Below are 19,047 nucleotides of genomic sequence, written 5' to 3'. Positions count from 1 at the left end.
GAGCCGGGGGCCACGATGTCCAGCATGACACGGATTCCCTTGTACGGTCTCGCCCTCCTTGCCACCACTGTTCTCACCGCTTCGGTCCCGCTGGTCGCCCAGCAGGATGCGGTGGAGAGCGCGCGCCATTCGCTGACCGCGACGGTGCCCTCGCAGATCGGGCAGGCGGTCGAACGATGGAAGTTCCTGACCTCGAACGACCACATGGGGTTCGCGGCCTATGCGGGCCTCGCCCTCGCCTTCCCCGAATTCCCGCGCATGGACGTCATCCGCGCAAGGGCCGAAGGCGCGCTGGAGCGCGACGCGCCGACGCCCGAGCAGCTCGTCGCCTATTTCGACCGCAACCCGCCGCTGAGCAATCCGGCGCGCGCCCGCTACGCTCTCGCGCTGGCGGGGCTGCAGCGGCCCGAGGCGTTCGAGGTCGCACGCGCGGCCTGGCGCGGCGGCGACATCAGCACGCCGGCGGAAGCCTATATGCTCGGCCTGTTCGGGTCGCGCTTTACCGTGGAGGATCACGACGCGCGCATGGCGGCGCTGCTGTGGCAGGGCAAGGCCGACGCGGCGGCGCGCCACATGAACAATATTTCGCCCGGCTACCGCCCGATGGCGATGGCACGACTGTCCCTCCTCCAGGGCCAGAACCCGGTCACCGCCGGGCTGCCGACCCCGAGCAACGCGCGGACCGACCCCGGCTACGTCTACACGCTCGCGCGCTACTACCGCTCAAGCGGCCAGCTTCCCCAGGCGATCGACCTGCTCGCCAACCGCCCGGCCTTCGCCGCGCTGCCGTTCGACGCGCAGGACTACGTGACCGAGGCGCTGCGCATCGCGAAGGGCGCGGGTGCGCGGCCGGCGGTGCAGATCGCATCCAAGGTCGACGATCTCTTCGCGCCGGGCGCCGATATCTCCGGCATGAGCTACCGCCTGCGCGACGACTACACCTCGCTGATGTGGCTCGGCGGCACCAAGGCGCTGTGGAGCCTCGGCGACGGCAATGCCGCCGCACCGCTGTTCTACCGCTACGGTGCGGCCGCGCGGACGCCGCAGACGCGCTCCAAGGGTTTCTACTGGGCGGGCCTCGCGTCCGATCGCGCGGGGAATGCCGGCGAGGCGCGGCGCTACTGGGAAATGGCCGCGCAGTACCCTGAGTATTACTATGGCTTGCTCGCGCTGGAACGCCTTGGGCGGCCGAAGCCGACCTTCGGCGCGGCCACACCGGCGCAGCCGACCGCGGACCAGCGCGCTGCGTTCCGTTCGAATCCCCTGGCGCTCGCGGTGCGCGAGCTCGCGCGGGGAGGCGGCGACTGGCGCACCGAGCGCTACTTCTTCACCGCACTGGCCGAATCCGCAGACGACGCGGCCGAGATGCAGCTCGTGGCCGAGCTCGCGCAGGAACTGCGCCTGCCCGAACTCGCCGTGGTGATCGGCCGCACTGCGCCCGAGAAGAACATTTCCGGGTTCGAGCGGATCGGTTTCCCCACCGTGTCCCAGCCGACGGGCACCGACTTCACCATCGTCCACGCCATCGCGCGGCAGGAAAGCGAGTTCGACCAGGATCGGATCAGTCATGCCGGCGCCCGCGGCCTGATGCAGTTGATGCCGGGAACCGCGCGCGAACAGGCGGGCAAGCTCGGCATGAGCTACAACTACGGCAATCTCACGAGCGATCCGCACTACAATGTGCGCCTCGGCAATGCCTACTTCGCGCGGATGATGGACAACTACGGCGGCAGCTACCCGCTTGCGGTCGCGGCTTACAATGCCGGGCCCGGCAACGTGAACAAGTGGCTGCGCCAGAACGGCGATCCGCGCACCGGGGCGGTCGACTGGCTGCGCTGGATCGAGGAGATCCCGTACTTCGAGACCAAGAACTACGTTCAGCGGGTGCTCGAAAATGCGGTGGTCTACGAGGCGATGTATCCCGACCGGGTCCGCTACGGCCAGCCCAAGGGGATCAGCCAGTTCCTCGGCAAGTCCACGCCGGGCTGAACCAGCTCCGTCATCACGGCTTTTGCCGGGGCGAGGAATCTTGTTAAGGGCGTCCGGTGAGCAGCGCCCCGACCAACCCGATCACGCCGGCAGGCCTCGCCGCGCTCAAGGCGCGGTACGATCATCTGCTCGGCACCGAACGGCCGGAGATCGTCGAGATCGTGAGCTGGGCAGCCGGCAACGGCGACCGGAGCGAGAACGGCGACTATCTCTACGGACGCAAGCGCATGCGCGAGATCGACCGTGAACTGGCGCACCTCGCCCGGCGCATGAAGGCCGCCCGGGTGGTCGACCCGGCGGATCAGCCCGACCGCAGCCGCGCCTTCTTCGGCGCGACGGTGACGCTCGCGGACGAAGACAATGCGCGGAAGACCGTCACTCTCGTGGGCGATGACGAGCAGGATGCGAGCGCGGGGCGCATTGGCTGGTCCAGCCCGCTCGCGCGCGCCTTGCGCGGCGCGGCGGTCGGCGACCTGCGCACGGTCCGTCTGCCGGGCGGGGAGAAGGAATGGGAAGTCGTCGCGATCGTCTATCCCGCGCCCGTCATCCCTGCGGCGGCAGGGGCCTAGATGGCCTGCGTGGAGCGCAATATGCCTTGCTGGCAAAGCTTCCGATGACGGCGCAGCGCCAGCCGTCGCAGGGGCGACGCCTCTGTTTTGCGGCAATAGCGGCCCTCGCCCTCGCCGCACCGCTCTCCGCGCGCGACAGCCTTGGCGTATTCTCGAACTGGGGCGCCTTCCGCGACCCGGGGGTGCCGCGCTGCTATGCCATCGCCCAGCCTTTCGAGAGCGACCGGGAGGGCGACTACCGCGCCTTCGCCAGCGTCGGCACCTGGCCGCGTAGGAACGTGCGCGGACAAGTCCACTTGCGCCTCTCGCGTAAGCTCGCAGAGGACGCGGCGATCACGCTCACGGTCGGCGACAGGCGTTTCGAACTGACCGGGGGCGGCGGCGACGCCTGGGCCCGCGACAAGGCGATGGACGCGGCGATCGTGGCCGCGATGCGCGCGGCCGGGCGGATGACGGTTACCGCCCGCGATTCGCGAGGACGACGCTTCTCCGATCGATACGACCTCACCGGCGCCGCCACCGCGATCGACGCCGCCACCGTCGGCTGCGCGCGAGTAACCTCATGACCGACTTTCATCCCGCTCCCTCGCCCGGGCAGATCGCCGAGGCGGCACATGCTTTCGCCCGGAACGGCCGCATCCGAATACCCGACTTCCTCCAGCACGGCGCGGCGGAGGCGCTGCACGCCTTTCTGCAGGCCGCCCCCTGGTGGAGGACCTTCAACCAGGGCGAGCGAACCTGGGATCTCGGTCCGGAATCGATCGAAGTGCTCACCCCCGAGCAGGCGAGTCAGCTCGAACAGGCGATCCATGAAGGAGCCCGAAAGGGCTTTCAGTACGTCTACGAGACCGTGCGAGTCTCGGAGCAATCGTCGGAGCGCTCGGAGCGCGGATTCCCCGTGGATCGACTGCTGGAGGCAATGAACACCGCGCCTGCGCTCGAGATGTGGCGGGAACTGACGGGCGACCCGGACGTGGGGTTGGTCGACGGTCAGGCCACACGCTACCTGCCGGGGCATTTCCTGACGCGTCACGACGACGATGTCGAAGGCAAGAACAGGGTCGCCGCCTACGTCCTCAACCTGAGCCCGGAATGGGCGCCCGAATGGGGAGGACTGCTGCAGTTCCACGATGCCGCGGGCGAGGTGACCGGCGCCATGGTCCCGGGTTTCAATGTCCTCAATCTCTTCCGCGTCCCCCAGTCGCACAGCGTCTCCATCGTCGCGCCGTTCGCGCCGGCGCCCCGCTACTCGATTACCGGATGGATCCGCCGCGGCTGATATGAAAAGGGCGGAGCCGAAGCCCCGCCCTTCCCTCCTTATCGGTGCAATGCCGCCGCTCAGAAGCGGTAGCCGACCGACGCCATGACCTGGTGACGGTCGAGGTCGACGTCGAAGCGTTCGCTGTCGGGCAGCGTGTCTTCCATGTCGATTTCGGCTTCCGAATAGTTCGAGTAGCGATACTCGCCCTTCAGATACACGCCGTTGCCCATCGCGTATTCGACGCCCCCGCCGATACGGTAGCCGTCGGTGTCGATGTCGTTGCTGAACTCGGTCGTGCCGTCGTTCGAAAGAACGTCGAACTTGGCGTTGGTGTAACCGCCCTTGGCATAGACCAGCGTATTGGGCGTGGCCTTCACACCGGCGCGCAGGCCGACATAGAGGTCGCGGTTCGCCTCGATATTGCCGAGCCCGAAGCCTTCGAAATCACCGTTCTCGAATTCGGTGTCGGCGGTCGAGTCCATGTACTCGCCCTCGATACCAATTACGGCACCGCCGGTGTCGAGGTCGTAGCCGACTTCCACACCATAGCCGACGCCTTCGATCGACTGGTCGTTGTTGTCCTCGTTGGCGTCGTCGTCCACGCTGCTGCCGGCGCCTGTCTGGTCGTAACCGACCAGAACACCCGCACGCGGGCCGTGGAACGGCGAATCCTCGGTCGATTGCGCCATCGCGGGTGTGGCTAGGGCCACCAAGGACCCGGTGGCGATGAGTGCTATCGTCTTTTTCATAACTACTCCGTAGGTTATCCGGCGCTCGGCCCTGCGGCCTCCTGCCTGGACCACCCCAACGGCGGTGCCCACGAACCGGTTTCATGAACCTCACACAACAACATTTGTGTGGTTTTCCAGCCACATATCCGGGGACGAGCCGCAGGATTTCATCGACGAAGCGTCGGAACGATGTGGGCGCGCCCGGGTGAGGCTATAAAATAGGCCGCATCCGCCTCGCCGGGCGGAGAGCCTTTGCCTTGGCGGGCGCGCCACCCTATATGCGCGCGGCCATGGCCGATACCGCACTCATGCCCATCCCCGGACAAGTCGATCCGGTCCCCGTCGCGCGCGACATCACGCCGCGCGCCGATGGTCGTGTGGATCTGCTCGGTCTGCCCAAGGGACGGATTGCGGAGCTGTTCGCCGAAGCGGGCCTCGACGCCAAGCAGGCGAAGCTGCGCGCGAAGCAGGTGTTCCACTGGCTCTATCACCGCGGCGCAACCGATTTCGAAGCGATGACCGACATCGCCAAGACGATGCGCCCCTGGCTTGCGGAACGCTTCGTCATCGGGCGCCCCGACGTGGTGGAAGCGCAGCACTCCAGCGACGGCACGCGCAAGTGGCTGCTGCGGACCGCCGACGGGCACGAGTTTGAGATGGTCTTCATCCCCGATGCGGACCGCGGCACGCTGTGCGTTTCGAGCCAGGTGGGCTGCACGCTCAACTGCCGCTTCTGCCACACCGGAACGATGAAGCTGGTGCGCAACCTGACGCCGGGCGAGATCGTCGGCCAGGTCATGCTCGCACGCGATGCACTGGGCGAATGGCCGCGCGGCCGGATGGACGTTGGCGAGGACGCCGACGAGGCGGAATACACGGCCGACGGCCGCCTGCTGACGAACATCGTGATGATGGGCATGGGCGAGCCGCTCTACAACTTCGACAACGTGCGTGACGCGCTCCGCCTCGTCATGGACGGCGACGGACTGGCGCTGTCGAAGCGGCGGATCACGCTCTCGACCAGCGGGGTCGTGCCGATGATGGAACGCTGCGGGGAGGAGATCGGGGTCAACCTCGCGGTCTCGCTCCATGCGGTGACCAAGGAGATCCGCGACGAGATCGTGCCGCTCAACAAGAAGTACGGCATCGAGGAACTGCTCGCCGCCTGCGCGGCCTACCCCGGCGCGTCGAACGCACGCCGGATCACGTTCGAATACGTGATGCTGAAGGACAAGAACGACACCGACGAGCATGCGCGCGAACTGGTCCGCCTGATCAAGCAGTACAAGCTGCCGGCGAAGGTCAACCTGATCCCGTTCAACCCCTGGCCCGGCGCGCCCTACGAATGCTCGACGCCCGAGCGGGTGCGGCGCTTCTCCGAAATCGTCTTCGAACACGGCATCAGCGCGCCCGTACGCACCCCGCGCGGGCGCGACATCGACGCGGCCTGCGGCCAGCTCCGAACCGCCGCGCAAAAGAAGAGCCGCGCAGAACGCGACCGCGAAGCTGCCGCATTGGCGTGACCCGCCAGCGACGCGCTAGCCGGCCGGACTAGTCCTCCTCCAGCGAGTCGAACCGCGCCCGCGCAGAATCGATGTGCGGGCGGTTCTCCATCGCCCAGGTGCCGAGCGCGGCGACGGGTTCGCGCAGCGAGCGGCCGAGCATGGTGAGCGAATAGTCCACGCGCGGCGGCACGCTGGGCGTCACCTCCCGGTCCACCAGTCCATCGCGTTCCAGGGCGCGGAGCGTGCGCGTCAGCATTCGCTGCGAGATGCCGTCGATCGCGCGGCGCAGTTCGTTGAAGCGCATCGGGCCGGCCGAGAGGCTCATGATCACCTGCATCGACCACTTGTCGCCCACGCGCGCGAGGATGTCGTTCACCGCCTGGCAGCGGACGGGCGAATGGTCGGCCTCGGTCACATCGATGTGCCTATCGGACAGAAATGTGCCTTCTTGCGCGGGTGCAGAGATAGTTTCCATATGGCCCCTAGTTATCATCCGTAACCAAGGAAAGCAAAGCCCATGCAGATTCTCCGTATCGACAGCGCAACCACCGGTGCGAATTCGGTCAGCCGTATTCTCACACAGGCCATCACCGATCACCTGACCGCCAAGCACCCGGAAGCGACGCTGATCGAGCGCGACCTCGTCACCGCTCCGCTGCCGCATATCGATTCGGCCGCGACCGGCGCGATCCGCCTGCCGCAGGACAGCCACGACGAGGCGATGGCTGCCGCCTTCCCCGCCGAGCGCGCAGTGCTCGACGAATTCCTGGCCTCCGACATCGTGATCGTCGGCGCACCGATGTACAACTTCACCATTCCCAGCCAGCTCAAGGCATGGCTGGACCGGCTCGGCGTTCCCGGCGTGACCTTCACGTACAAAGACGGCGCGCCGCAGGGGCTGGCCGGTGGCCGGCGGGTGATCATCGCCTCCTCGCGTGGCGGCGCCTACGAGCTGGGCGGCGCGGCCGAGCATCAGGAAACGCTGCTGCGCGACTTCTTCGGCTTCATCGGCCTCTCCGACCTCGAGTTCGTCCGCGCGGAAAAGACGGGCTTCGGCCCCGAAGTTCGCGATCAGGCGATCGCCGACGCGAGAGAACGGATCGGGCAGCTCTGAGGGTCCCCTGCAACGGCTTGCCGCAGTCCTGCACCGCTCTGTCGGACCGCTCCCTCGGGTGCAAACTCGTTCATCTGGGGTTGGGGATCGATGAACAAGTTGAGCCGTAATGGCTGTGCAAGCCCAGTAGGGAGTCGAAAGATGAAGAAGACACTGTTCGCTATCGCCGCCGCCTCCATGGCGGTGACTGCCACCCCCGCGATGGCCGACCCGCCGCCGTGGGCCCCGGCGCACGGCAAGCGTTACAAGGATTCGGGCATCTACGATCGTGACGGCCGGTACTACGAGCCGCGGCGCATCACGCGCAACTCGCGCATGTGGCGCGGCGACGACGGCCGTTACTACTGTCGCCGCGACAACGGCACGACCGGTCTCGTGATCGGCGCGGGTGTGGGGGCGCTGGCCGGCCACGAGCTCGCCGGCCGCGGCGATCGTACGCTCGGCGCCGTTCTCGGCGGCGCCGTCGGCGCGATCATCGGCCGCGAGATCGACCGCGGCAGCCTGCAGTGCCGCTAGGCGCTCATCGGGAAGCGGGCGAGCCCGTCTAACTGGCGGCTCGTCCCTTCCCGCCGCACGTTTCGCCGCAACCTGCCCGAAGATGACATTTGTTCATCCGGCGTTGTGGGTCGAGAAACGAGACGGCGGCCGAACCCGGAATCCCGCATCCGAAAGGAGATAGAACAATGATGAAGAAGACCCTTTTCGCCGCTGCCGCAGTAGTCCTTTCGGCAACCGCCGCGCCGTCCATGGCGCTCGAGCTTCCGGCGCCGACGCATACGACCGTCGCAGCCCATACCGACGTCTCGGCATCCTACGACCGCGACCGCCGCTGGCGCGATGGCGATCGTTATGACCGCCGCGGCCGTTATCGCGAACCGCGCCGCATCACGCGCGGCTCCAGCATGTGGCGTGGCCGCGACGGCCGCTACTACTGCAAGCGCGACAACGGCACGACCGGTCTGGTGATCGGCGCCGGTGTCGGTGCGCTTGCCGGCCACGAGATCGCCGGCGACGGCGACCGCACGCTGGGCGCGATCCTGGGCGGCGCGCTGGGCGCTGTCGTCGGCCGCGAGATCGACCGCGGCAGCCTCAAGTGCCGCTGATCTCCAGTCGGGCCTGAATGCGAGCAGGGCCCGGCAGGAAGGCGCGTCGTCCACCGGACGGCGCGCCTTTTCCTTTGCGCGGCGGCGCCCCTGTGCTTGAGTGGGCGCGATGAACGAAGGCACGCAAGACCGCCCCGCAGTCCTCGTCACCGGCGGGGCCAGACGCATCGGTGCCGCCATCGCGCGCCGTTTCGGCGAGGCGGGCTGGCACGTCGTGATCCATTACGGCCGTTCGGCGGACGAGGCGGAGGCGCTTGCCGCCGCCCTTCCCTCGGCCGAAGCGATCCGGTGCGACCTGGCCGACGGCGACGCCGCGGTGGCGATGGTCGAACAGCTCGCCGCGCGTCTGCCCGACTGGCGCGTTCTGGTGAACTCCGCCTCCACCTTCCTGCTCGACGGCGCCCGCGCGCTCGATCCTCCGACCTGCGCCGCCGCCATGCAGGTCAACGCAGTGACGCCGGTGCGCATGGCGCAGGCCTTCCTCGCCCGGGCCGCGGCGCGCGGCGGGCGGCGGGTGATCCAGGTGACCGACCAGAAGCTCGCCAATCCCAATCCCGACTTCTTCAGCTATACGATGAGCAAGCACGCTGCGGCGGCGGCCGTGCGGATGCTCGCGATGGGAGCGGCAGAGACCGCCGACCGCGTCTACGCCCTCGCCCCCGGCGCGATCCTCGCGAGCCACGACCAGAGCGAGGCCGAGACCGAAGTCTCGCACCGGCTCAACCTGCTCGGGCGCAAGACCGGTGCGGACGAGATCGCCGATGCCTGCCTCTGGCTTGCCGAAGGATGGCTCGCCAGCGGCGAGACCCTCTACGTCGACAGCGGGCAGCACCTCCTCGCCCAGCCGCGCGACGTGATCTATCTCGCCCGGGAGGGCGCAGGACTTTAGCCGGGCCGAGCCCAGCAACGTTGACAGCATGCAAGCGCTCGGGCGAAGCTCACCCCGTACGCAATGGGAGATGCGCTAGGCATGTGGCTGCTCGACAAGTTCCTGAAATCGGCGATCAAGCGCGGCAGGCTGATCGTCACCGACCACGACGGCAAGATCTACGAGTACGGTCCGGACCCGGCTTCCGATGCGAAGGGTCCCATCCACATCACCCTGACCCACCCCAAGGCCGCCGCGCACATCGCCCGCTACCCGCAGCTCGGCGCGGGCGAGGCCTTCATGTGGGGCTGGCTGGTCGTGCAGCCGCCGCACGACATCCGCGACATGATCCTGTTCGTCACCGAGAACACCAAGTCCATCGGCGACAAGGCGATCCAGTCGCAGGGCCTCCTCCGCCGCGCCGCGCAGAAGGCGATCGCGAAGCTCGATGGGGTCAACCTCAAGGGCAAGGCGCGCAGGAACGCCGAGCATACCTACAACCTCACCCGCGAACTCTACGAACGCTTCCTCGACGAGGACCGGCAGTACACCATGGCGTACTACCGCGACCCTTCGAACAGCCTCGAGCAGGCGCAGATGGACAAGAAGGCGCACATCGCCGCCAAGCTCCACCTGCAGCAGGGCAAGTGCGAGGGCATGCGCGTGCTCGACATCGGCTGCGGCTGGGGCGGCCTCGCGCTCTACCTGCACAAGATGTACGGCGTGGAAGTGCTCGGCGTCGCTCTCGCACCCGACCAGATCGCCTTCTGTCAGGAGCGCGCCGAGGCGGAGGGCGTGGCCGACAAGGTCAAGTTCGCGCTGATGGACTACCGCGACGTCGAAGGGCAGTTCGACCGCATCACCAGCGTCGGCCTGCTCGAGCATGTCGGTACGATCCACTACCCGCAATTCTTCCGCCACACGCACGCGCTGCTCAAGCCCGACGGGGTCATGTTCAGCCACTGCTGCGGCCGCGCAGGCCCGCCGGGGTTCACCGACGCCTGGACGCGCAAGTACATCTTCCCCGGCGGCTACATCCCCGCCCTCTCCGAACTCGTGACCGAGAGCGAGAAGGCGGGCTGGCAGGTGATGGATGTGGAGGCGATGCGTTTCCACTACAGCCACACGCTGGAGGAATGGTACAACCGCACCGTGATGCACCGCGAGGAAATCACCGCGATGTACGACGAGACCTTCTATCGCATGTGGCTGTTCTACCTCGCCGGCGCCGAGCAGAGCTTCCATAACGGTACTCTGGTCAACTGGCAGGTCCAGTACGTGAAGGACCGTGCAGCCATCCCGATGACGCGAGACTACATGTACGAGGAAAGCGCGCGCCTGCGCGAGCGGGGCGAAGTGCCGGGCTGGCGCTTCGATCCAGCGCTGCGGGAGGCGGCGGAGTAACGCGCACTTTGTAATCCGGTCCACCACCACACTGGTCATGACGATGAACGCAGCTTCGCTCTTCGACAAAATCATGGGCCGCACGGTACGCTCCGGTCGGCTGACCGTGGTGCACGCCGACGGCAGGCGCGCCGAGTTCGGCGAGCCCGCTCCGGGCTATCCGAACGTCGCGGTTCGCCTGGCGGACGATAGGGTCGCGCGCGACATCCTGCTCGATCCCAGCCTGGGGGCGGCCGAGACGTTCATGGACGGGCGGCTCGTGATCGAGACGGGCGACGTGATGCAGCTCGTCGAGTTGATCCGCATGAACGCCCCGTGGGAAGCGGGTGCGCGCCTTCATCCGCCGAGCGCCATGCGCCGCCTGAAGAATCGCCTCGGGTTCACCGCGGAATCGATCAATCAGGCGCGCTCGGCGAAGCGCAACGTCGCGCATCACTACGACATCGGGAACGAGCTCTACCGGATGATGCTCGATGCCGAGCACATGCAGTATAGCTGCGCCTACTGGCCCCGCGAGGACATGACCCTCGCCGAAGCGCAGGAAGCCAAGCTCGCGCACATCGCCGCCAAGCTCCTGCTCGAAGCCGGGCAACGCGTGCTCGACATCGGCTGCGGCTGGGGCGGCATGGCGATCTACCTCGCGCGCCATTTCGACGTGCGGGTCAGGGGGATCACGCTGAGCGAGGAGCAGATCGCCCTCGCCCGCCAGCGCGCCGAGGAAGCGGGCGTGGCCGACCGGGTCGAGTTCGAGCTGATCGACTATCGCGACCTCGCGGTGCGGGGCGACCGGTTCGACCGGATCGTCTCGGTCGGCATGTTCGAACATGTCGGACGGCCCCAGTTCGAAACCTTCTTCCGCGCCTGCGCCGGGCTGCTGGCAGGCGACGGGGTCATGCTCCTCCACACCATCGGCCGGATGGGCGGCCCCGGCATGACCGATGCCTTCACCCGCAAGTACATCTTCCCCGGCGGCTACATCCCGGCGCTCAGCGAAACGGTCGCGGCGAGCGAGAAAGTCCGGCTTATCGCCTCCGACATCGAGATGCTCCGGCTGCACTACGCCAGGACCCTGCGCGCGTGGTACGCCAATTGCGAGGCGAACCGCGCCGGGATCGAGGCGCTGTTCGACCCGCGGTTCTACCGGATGTGGACCTTCTATCTCGCCGGGGCGACCGCCGCGTTCGAGAGCGGCGGCATGTGCAACTACCAGATCCAGTTCACCCGCAACCGCTACGCCGTGCCTCTCACCCGCGACTACATGGGCGAGGTGGAGGCGGGCCTCGGCGCTGCCGGCAAGTAGCGCTCCGCCGCTCCCAACCGCTTCTCCGTTGCCGCGCGGGGCGCTGCCTGATACCGGCCCGCCGGAATCACGGAGTTGCATCGAATGTCGGATATCAAGCGTGTCGTTCTCGCCTACTCGGGCGGTCTCGATACCAGCGTCATCGCCAAGTGGCTGGAGGTCGAGCGCGGGCTGGAGGTCGTCACCTTCACCGCCGATCTCGGCCAGGGCGAGGAGATCGAGCCCGCGCGCGCCAAGGCCCGGGCGATGGGCATTCCCGACAAGCACATCTTCATCGAGGACCTGCGCGAGGAGTTCGTGCGCGACTTCGTCTTCCCGATGATGCGCGCCAACGCCCGCTACGAAGGGGACTACCTGCTCGGCACCTCGATCGCGCGGCCGCTGATCTCCAAGCGGCTGATCGAGATCGCCCGCGAGACAAACGCCGATGCGATCGCGCACGGCGCGACCGGCAAGGGCAACGATCAGGTCCGCTTCGAGCTGTCGGCCTACGCGCTCGATCCCGACATCAAGGTCATCGCACCGTGGCGCGAGTGGGATCTCGGCTCGCGTACCGCGCTGATCGCCTGGGCCGAAGCGCATCAGATCGCAGTGCCGAAGGACAAGCGCGGCGAGAGCCCGTTCTCGACCGACGCCAACCTCCTCCACACCTCGTCCGAAGGCAAAGTGCTGGAAGATCCGTGGGAGGAGACGCCCGACTACGTCTACTCGCGCACCGATCACCCGGAGGATGCGCCGGACACGCCCGAATACATCACGATCGACTTCGAGAAGGGCGACGGCGTCGCGCTGAACGGCGAGGCGATGAGCCCCGCGGCCCTGCTCGCCGCGCTCAACGATCTCGGCCGCAAGCATGGCATCGGCCGGCTCGATCTGGTCGAGAACCGCTTCGTCGGCATGAAGAGCCGCGGGATGTACGAGACCCCCGGCGGCGAGATCTACGCCCGGGCCCATCGCGGGATCGAGCAGATCACGCTGGACCGCGGCGCGGCGCATCTCAAGGACGAGCTGATGCCGAAGTATGCCGAGCTGATCTACAACGGCTTCTGGTTCAGCCCCGAGCGCGAGATGCTGCAGGCGGCGATCGATCTGAGCCAGGAGAAGGTCAGCGGGACCGTGCGGCTCAAACTCTACAAGGGGCTGGCCAGCGTGGTCGGGCGCAAGTCGCCGAACTCGCTCTACTCCGAGGCGCACGTCACGTTCGAGGACGATGCCGGGGCCTACGACCAGAAGGACGCGCAGGGCTTCATCCGGCTCAACGCGCTGCGGCTGCGGCTGCTGGCGCAGCGGGACAAGAACGCCCGCTGACTCGGCCCGGCTGACTTTGCGATAAGCGGTTGACTTATCCACTCGTGTCCACAGCGAAATCTGCGGAAAGTGGATAACTGCGGGCTTGCAAACTTGCCCGACTCGTTTCCCGGGCGCAGTCTGAAGACATCGAAAGGGCGCGGAAAGCTTCCAGTTTGACGGTCTAGCGACCTGAAAACATGAAACTTTCCAGACCGTTTCGACGTGACGGAAACTGTCCGCGCGGTCTTCGAGGAACACCTGCAGAAGGTTTCGGCCGGATGCAAGTGCACCGCTTGAGAAGGACGCGAAAGCAACGCCGTCGCGAGGCCGGACGATCCGGTCGGAGGTCGAGGAACTGCGAAGGTGCGAGCCTGCGCAGAGCCGTTCGAGATCACCGGCCAACATGGTTCGACCGGTCGCGGAACCGCCGAGCGGCTGAGGAAAGGTCTTCGGACCGGCACTCGCCACCCGACGGAACCGGATGCCGGCGCGAGCGCCGGTGACGGAAGCGAGAGGTCCGGTTCGCCGGGCAGCCGCTGAAACACCGGCGCCAAGCGCTTCCGCAAATGGCTCTGCCAGGACGGAAGACCACGCATCGGTGAGAGTGGGGTCGGCAGCGATGCCGGCCCCATTTGCATTCCGGGCTCCGATTTCCCGCGTCCCTTTCCGCCCTCTCCGCGACCCGAAAACCGGCCTGCGAATCGGCTTCCGAAGGGGTCCAGCGAGGCGGGTGCAGCGGCCCGATCGCATCGGGCCGGGCGGTCCAAAAGGCGGCCTTGCGTTCCCCGAAGCGGGATGAATCGAACGAGAATCGGGGCGAGCGGCCTCCGGGGTGGTGCCCGGGCGGGATCGCAGCAGGTATAGCCCCACCGCTATGGACGGGACCAAAGCCCACCTCCGCCGCGGGCGGATGCGCGCACTGGCCGGGCTCGGCGCGGCGCTGATGCTGACCGCCCCTGCCGGCGGTCCGGCGCTCGCCGATACCGGCGCGCCGACCGGCAAGGACACCACCCCCCTCACCGCGCAGTACGCCGTGCCGACCGCGGCGATGATCCGCATCGCGCCGACCGTGAGCGCGGTCGAGGCGATCGCGATCGATCCGCCGGCCGCGCCGGAGGAACCCGCTATGCGCTCGCTCGGCAGCGGGGTCGCATCGTACTACGGCCGCCGGTTCCACGGCCGCCCGACGGCGAGCGGCGAGCGGTTCGACATGAACGGCCTGACCGCCGCGCACCGCACCCTGCCCTTCGGCAGCAAGGTCCGCGTGACCAATCCGCGCACCGGCAAGTCGGTCGTGGTGCGGATCAACGACCGCGGCCCGTTCTCCGGCAAGCGCACGATCGACCTCTCCCGCGCCGCGGCGGAGGAGATCGGCCTGGTTCGCGCCGGGCACGGCCGGGTCGAGCTCGAGCTGTTCGAAGAATAATCGCCCTGGCGCCTGCCGCCCTCTCCATCGCCGCCGCTGCAAGCAGGGACCCCGCCCGAGGCGAGGCCCCTGCCGCGCGACGTACCGGCGTTCCGGTCGACGTGCTGTCCTGACGGACGCGAGACGGCGCGCGAGCCCGGGGGAGGGGGAGAGGGAAGGCCGCGCGCCGCCTCTCCCGGCTGCAATCCCCCCCTGCCCCGCCGGGTCCCGCCGCAATCGGCAAGCCGTGCGCGGCCTGCGACGGCAGCGGCGGGCGCACCCCGGCGCGGGACGAACCGCGCCGCCTCCGCCGCGGCCAGCCGCGCGCTGTTGACACCTGCGACACGGTCCAGGGCTCCCGCGCGCGCCGCCGGGGCGAGGCCGAGTTCGAGCGACTTGTATTCGCGCGGGGGCCCGGCCGCAGGCGCGGCGGCTGCGGCGCGGCGGGCGGCGCGGGCCCTGGCGGCCTGGCGCCGCTTCGCCCGCTTGCCGTGGCGGGTCGTGGGGATGGAACGAGCGGCGGGTGCGGAGGGGGTTTCGGGCGGAGCGCCGATGGCCTGAGGTCCCCGCCTACGCGGGGACTCGGGGGCGGCTTGATGCCTCTTCCACCTCCTCCGATCCCCCGCGCAGGCGGGGGTCTCGGGCCGCCTGGTCGGCCGGTGCGGGAGCGTCCTCGGGTGGAGCGCCGGCGGCCTGAGGTCCCCGCCTGCGCGGGGACTCGGGGGCGGCTTGCGATGCCTCTTCCACCTCCTCCGATCCCCCGCGGAGGCGGGGGTCTCGGGCCGCCCGGTCGGCCGGGGCCGGAGCGTCTTCGGGTGGAGCGCCGGCGGCCTGCGGTCCCCGCCTGCGCGGGGACTCGTCGTTCGCGTCGCCTCCGCCTTGCGTTCCGGCGAGGATCGCGTCGAGGCGGGCCATGCCTTGCGCCTGCCAGGCGTCGTAGCGCGCGGCGACCTCTGCCTCAGCCGCGGCGAGCGTGTCCGCGTCGTCCTCGCCAGCGCCGCCCTCGCCGGCCTCATCCTCGTCCGCCGCGCCCTCGTCGGCGTCCCACGCGTCCCAATCCTCGAGCGCGAACTTGTCGAGCAGGCGGTCGCGGGCGTGGGCGAGGATTTCCGCGCGCGTCGGCGGCAGGCCCACCTGCGCGGCCGTATCGGCGGGATCGCGCTCTCGCGCCGCTCCGGCCAGATCCTCAGCCAGATCCGCGGGCGGCGCGTGCCCGGCCAGCCCGGCGAGCAGTTCGTCGAACCGCTCGGCGCGCGCCGTGGCGGCATGGTCGTCCTCCACCCGCCGGTCGAGCCGGCCGAGGTGCGCGAGGAGCAGCCGCGCGTCGTGCCGGCGCCAGGTGGCGACGTGCTCGCCGCGCACGAAGACCGGCACCTCGATCCCGTGGAGCGCGCGGGTGGCGAGCTCCGCCTCGGCCTGCGCGCGCGCGTGGACCAGCGCCGCATCCCACAGCCGCTTGAAATCGGGATCGCGCCGCCGCGCGCGGTAGCACGTCTCGCGGCTCACCCCGACCCGCGCCGCCGCCGCGCGCACCTCGCCGCAGGTCGCCAGCGCATCGAGAAACCGCACCCGCCGCTCGGTGTCGAACACGCGGGAGGCAGCATAGGGATCGGCCGCGTCCCCGGTGTCGCCGGTATCGATCAGGATCGGCGGATCGCCCGGCAGCCACCCGCCGGGCCACGGCTTGTCCCCCGCCGGCGGCCGCAGCGCGACGCCGTATTCGGCAAGCCGGGCGTCGAGCGCGGCGTCGGAGAGCGGAGCGCCCTCACCCTCAATGAGCCCCCGCGAAGGCGGGGGCCTCAGGCTATCGAGCGAAGCGCCAGATTGCACGAGGTCCCCGCCTGCGCGGGGACTCACGCTGGCGGCAGGCTCCACCTCCCACCCCCGCCCCGCCGGATGCCTGAGCCCGCGCGCGAGCCAGTCCTGCACGGGGACGCGGTCATCCCCCTCCCGTTTACGGGAGGGGTTAGGGGTGGGCCTGTCCTCAGGCGGCCCCTCAAAACCCACCCCGCTGCGACTAACCGCGACTGCGTCGCGGCAAGTCTCGCTCCCCTCCCGCGCGCGGGAGGGGGCGGAGCCGGGCTCATCGGGAATGTCGCCGGGGAGCGTAAAGCGGTCGAAAGTCTGCTCGGACATCGGTTCTCCTCCATATGGAACAAAGAGAGAACCAAGCCTTTATGCAGAAAAGGGCCATGTAGGAAAATGGTTTTTGCGGGGCCGGCGCCAGCCGCGCCCGCGGAGGCCGGACGGCGCGGTCAGCTCCGCGCGGAATCGTCGTCCCGCGCCGACCCGCCGCGGCCACGCCGGACAAGCCACTCGGCAAGCACGAGCGCGCCCGCAAGGAAGAGCGCGGCGATGGCGACAAAAGCTGTAATGAAAATCGGGGACATGGTTGTGCTCCGGTTCGTGGCGGGAGCTCATCCAAGTCTCTCGACGCCGGCTGCCAGGGCAAATTTGCCAGCGATGCGAGCGGTATAGCGCAGTTCGGGGCTGGTGGCCAATCAATTCGGGTGGGCGGCGGGAGTGAGCGGTGCGCGGCGCGGCGGCGAGGTGGTTAGCGCAACTCGCGCGATGCGGGTGCGCTGCGGCCCCCCTCCCGCTTGCGGGAGGGGACCAGAACAATCAATCCGCTGGCAGCCTCGCCAAACGATCTTCAAGTTCTTGTAGCACTCGTTTCGAGCGTCTTTTAAAACCCGCCCCGAGATTTACGACGGAACGCCTCGCAAGATTCTCCTGAAAGAATCGCATAATCAGCTTCTTCGTTAATTTCGAAACCCCCAGCAATTTCTTTATCTCTTCTTTTGCGCTCTCGTCCAGAAGATCTTCGATCTCTATTAGATCGCTCTCACAATCACTCAGACTGCAAATTGCCTCGACCCTAGCACCCCGATCGATCGCATACCGCTCCCGTTCCTTGAGGCCAGCATTGTCGCTATCCAGCAGAAAAAGAAACTTCGTGCCCCAAGTGGCGCCTAGCCCGATAAGCGCATCAAATGTGCCAGATCCAGTTCCAGGTAGTAATCGAAGCGACGTATAATCATGCATTAGTGCAGCATACCGGAGTATGTAAAAGTCCGATTTTCCCTCAACAATTATACTCGGGAATGACACATCGAATCGACTAGGGACGACCTCAATTCTGTCGATGATTGGTTGGAAATAACTAGTATCGGAAGGATGTTCATTGGCAAATTTTCTGTACAACTGCGCACGGATGTCCAAAAACTCATCCTCGATCACGGCAGCATCCACAATGCCCTTGTCTGGAGCGTCCGCAGCATTGGTAACAATGAACGTCTGCTCAAGCCAATCTGGGCTAATCATATAGTGAGAGTGGGTACTATAAATTAGCATATTGTTACCGGTTGCGATCTCCGGAAAACTCTCAATCAAGCGCTCTTGAGCCGCGGAATGCAAGTTAGCGGCAGGTTCGTCGAACAGAAAAAGTACTGGGTGGTCATCTACACGCTTCGTGCGAAATTGAGTAAACAGCAGAAATGCAAAGAACCAGCGAAACCCTAATGAGCGATCTTGAATAGGGAACCGACGAGTACCGTCCTTTATTTCTAACGAAACATATATATCGTGATCTTCAGACTCGACGTATGATTTTATTTCTTTATCGAAGCGCCTCCCCTGCTCCACACCATACTGGACAGATATTTCTTTATCACCCACATCTTCCTTAAATATTTTATTCCATTTCCCAAATACGGAAGTCGTTATTGTTTCTGACGCCTGATCGATAATTTGCTGGACACGGAGTTTATCATCATTCTCAGCCCACGCTGCTAATACATCAAGCCATGTCTTCTGGTATTTTTCACTTCGTATACGCTTGGTAATATCATCCAGCTCGTAAGGAATTCGCCCTGCAGCCAAAACATCCTCAAACATCTTGCGATAAACCCAATCGCCAGCACCTGGCCTATTGGTGAGATATATCTTCTTAGGGAAGTCAAAAAGAAAGCTATCGTGGTAAGCGATACTTGGTGTAAATTCGTATAAAGACGAGTATACATACTTTTCATCGTCTACATCCAATGGTTTGAACTTACGATCGCCCTTCTTTTTTAGCTCAATATCGAAGGAAAATTTACGGTCAGTCCTTACGTAATCACCACGATCGAATACATCCGCACGACGCAAAGTGAAGGTGTCAGGAATTTCCCCATTGATTTCCTTCGCGCCGGCCTCATCCTTAATCATCTGTTTGATGGCGGTTTTGTCATCTTCATCTACCGAAACGGTGGCCTCAACCACGATCTCTCCGGTAAATCGAGCTAGAAGGTGGCGAGGTAGTCGCTCCTTAGCAGTCTGAGCCTCGCCCTTGCTGGAGTCTTTCCGCAACGTGCGGGTTCGATAATCAGGTGCAAAGCTATTGACGTGACCCCCAGCTTTCCTCCAGCTGGGATTAGAGCCGGGCGGTTGTTTTGCGCATGAGCGCGGTTGAAGCAATGGGCTGCGCAGCGGAGCCCGTAGGGCGTAGCGGAGCAGGCCATTGCTTT

General features: G+C 66.5%; 17 protein-coding genes. 13 read left to right on the top strand and 4 right to left on the bottom strand.

Going from position 1 to position 19,047, the window contains the following annotated elements; translation table 11 throughout:
* Nucleotides 1-15: 15 nt before the first annotated feature.
* From JNO53_RS12685 to JNO53_RS12670, 4 genes are read left to right on the top strand one after another with little or no spacing between them, the layout of a single operon-like run.
* Nucleotides 16-1,989, top strand: a complete 1,974-nt coding sequence (locus JNO53_RS12685; protein WP_203111838.1) for a lytic transglycosylase domain-containing protein — start codon at nucleotides 16-18, stop codon at nucleotides 1,987-1,989.
* Between the two features lie 56 nt (nucleotides 1,990-2,045).
* Nucleotides 2,046-2,558 carry a transcription elongation factor GreB gene (greB, locus tag JNO53_RS12680; protein WP_203111836.1) on the top strand — a complete coding sequence of 171 codons (513 nt, stop codon included), beginning with the start codon at nucleotides 2,046-2,048 and terminating at the stop codon, nucleotides 2,556-2,558.
* 44 nt (nucleotides 2,559-2,602) lie between these two features.
* Nucleotides 2,603-3,124 (top strand): invasion associated locus B family protein, encoded by a 522-nt coding sequence (locus tag JNO53_RS12675; RefSeq protein ID WP_203111834.1) that lies wholly within the window; start codon nucleotides 2,603-2,605, stop codon nucleotides 3,122-3,124.
* Nucleotides 3,121-3,837 (top strand): 2OG-Fe(II) oxygenase, encoded by a 717-nt coding sequence (locus JNO53_RS12670; protein ID WP_203111833.1) that lies wholly within the window; start codon nucleotides 3,121-3,123, stop codon nucleotides 3,835-3,837. The genes JNO53_RS12675 and JNO53_RS12670 overlap by 4 nt, the downstream gene beginning before the upstream one ends.
* A gap of 59 nt (nucleotides 3,838-3,896) precedes the next feature.
* Here the strand turns inward: JNO53_RS12670 and JNO53_RS12665 are convergent, their stop codons facing one another.
* Nucleotides 3,897-4,568: an outer membrane protein gene (locus JNO53_RS12665; protein ID WP_203111832.1), complete on the bottom strand. Its 672-nt coding sequence runs from the start codon at nucleotides 4,566-4,568 to the stop codon at nucleotides 3,897-3,899.
* 272 nt (nucleotides 4,569-4,840) lie between these two features.
* On the opposite strand from JNO53_RS12665, the gene rlmN reads away from it, so the two are divergent.
* Nucleotides 4,841-6,073, top strand: coding sequence for a 23S rRNA (adenine(2503)-C(2))-methyltransferase RlmN (rlmN, locus tag JNO53_RS12660; protein ID WP_203111831.1), 1,233 nt, complete (start codon nucleotides 4,841-4,843; stop codon nucleotides 6,071-6,073).
* Between the two features lie 28 nt (nucleotides 6,074-6,101).
* Here rlmN and JNO53_RS12655 read toward each other — a convergent pair whose 3' ends face one another.
* On the bottom strand, nucleotides 6,102-6,470 hold the full coding sequence (locus JNO53_RS12655) for a winged helix-turn-helix transcriptional regulator (protein WP_338015358.1): 369 nt from the start codon (nucleotides 6,468-6,470) through the stop codon (nucleotides 6,102-6,104).
* Between the two features lie 102 nt (nucleotides 6,471-6,572).
* Here JNO53_RS12655 and JNO53_RS12650 point away from each other — a divergent pair, with 102 nt between their 5' ends.
* From JNO53_RS12650 to JNO53_RS12615, 8 genes are all read left to right on the top strand, one after another.
* Complete coding sequence (locus JNO53_RS12650) at nucleotides 6,573-7,169, top strand: FMN-dependent NADH-azoreductase (protein WP_203111827.1); 597 nt, start codon at nucleotides 6,573-6,575, stop codon at nucleotides 7,167-7,169.
* A gap of 141 nt (nucleotides 7,170-7,310) precedes the next feature.
* Nucleotides 7,311-7,685 carry a glycine zipper 2TM domain-containing protein gene (locus JNO53_RS12645; RefSeq protein WP_203111825.1) on the top strand — a complete coding sequence of 125 codons (375 nt, stop codon included), beginning with the start codon at nucleotides 7,311-7,313 and terminating at the stop codon, nucleotides 7,683-7,685.
* Nucleotides 7,686-7,855: 170 nt separating this feature from the next.
* Nucleotides 7,856-8,272, top strand: coding sequence for a glycine zipper 2TM domain-containing protein (locus JNO53_RS12640; protein ID WP_203112080.1), 417 nt, complete (start codon nucleotides 7,856-7,858; stop codon nucleotides 8,270-8,272).
* 109 nt (nucleotides 8,273-8,381) lie between these two features.
* A complete protein-coding gene (locus tag JNO53_RS12635) occupies nucleotides 8,382-9,161 on the top strand; it encodes an SDR family oxidoreductase (RefSeq protein ID WP_203111821.1) in 780 nt (259 codons plus the stop codon).
* Between the two features lie 81 nt (nucleotides 9,162-9,242).
* Complete coding sequence (locus JNO53_RS12630) at nucleotides 9,243-10,544, top strand: SAM-dependent methyltransferase (protein WP_203111818.1); 1,302 nt, start codon at nucleotides 9,243-9,245, stop codon at nucleotides 10,542-10,544.
* A gap of 73 nt (nucleotides 10,545-10,617) precedes the next feature.
* Nucleotides 10,618-11,844 carry an SAM-dependent methyltransferase gene (locus JNO53_RS12625; protein WP_238401895.1) on the top strand — a complete coding sequence of 409 codons (1,227 nt, stop codon included), beginning with the start codon at nucleotides 10,618-10,620 and terminating at the stop codon, nucleotides 11,842-11,844.
* Nucleotides 11,845-11,928: 84 nt separating this feature from the next.
* Nucleotides 11,929-13,152 (top strand): argininosuccinate synthase, encoded by a 1,224-nt coding sequence (locus JNO53_RS12620; protein WP_203111816.1) that lies wholly within the window; start codon nucleotides 11,929-11,931, stop codon nucleotides 13,150-13,152.
* 856 nt (nucleotides 13,153-14,008) lie between these two features.
* Nucleotides 14,009-14,560, top strand: a complete 552-nt coding sequence (locus JNO53_RS12615) for a septal ring lytic transglycosylase RlpA family protein (RefSeq protein ID WP_238401894.1) — start codon at nucleotides 14,009-14,011, stop codon at nucleotides 14,558-14,560.
* A 549-nt stretch (nucleotides 14,561-15,109) separates the two neighbouring features.
* Here JNO53_RS12615 and JNO53_RS12610 read toward each other — a convergent pair.
* Both JNO53_RS12610 and JNO53_RS12605 read right to left on the bottom strand, forming a co-directional pair.
* On the bottom strand, nucleotides 15,110-16,369 hold the full coding sequence (locus JNO53_RS12610; RefSeq protein ID WP_203111813.1) for a hypothetical protein: 1,260 nt from the start codon (nucleotides 16,367-16,369) through the stop codon (nucleotides 15,110-15,112).
* 792 nt (nucleotides 16,370-17,161) lie between these two features.
* The gene (locus JNO53_RS12605; protein WP_238401904.1) at nucleotides 17,162-18,436 is read right to left on the bottom strand and encodes an ATP-dependent nuclease; all 1,275 of its coding nucleotides are present in this window, start codon (nucleotides 18,434-18,436) and stop codon (nucleotides 17,162-17,164) included.
* Nucleotides 18,437-19,047 lie beyond the last annotated feature (611 nt).

Source organism: Altererythrobacter sp. C41 (assembly GCF_016803135.1).
In the GTDB taxonomy this organism is placed as follows: Bacteria; Pseudomonadota; Alphaproteobacteria; order Sphingomonadales; family Sphingomonadaceae; genus Pelagerythrobacter.
This window is presented reverse-complemented; position numbering and strand designations above follow the sequence as displayed.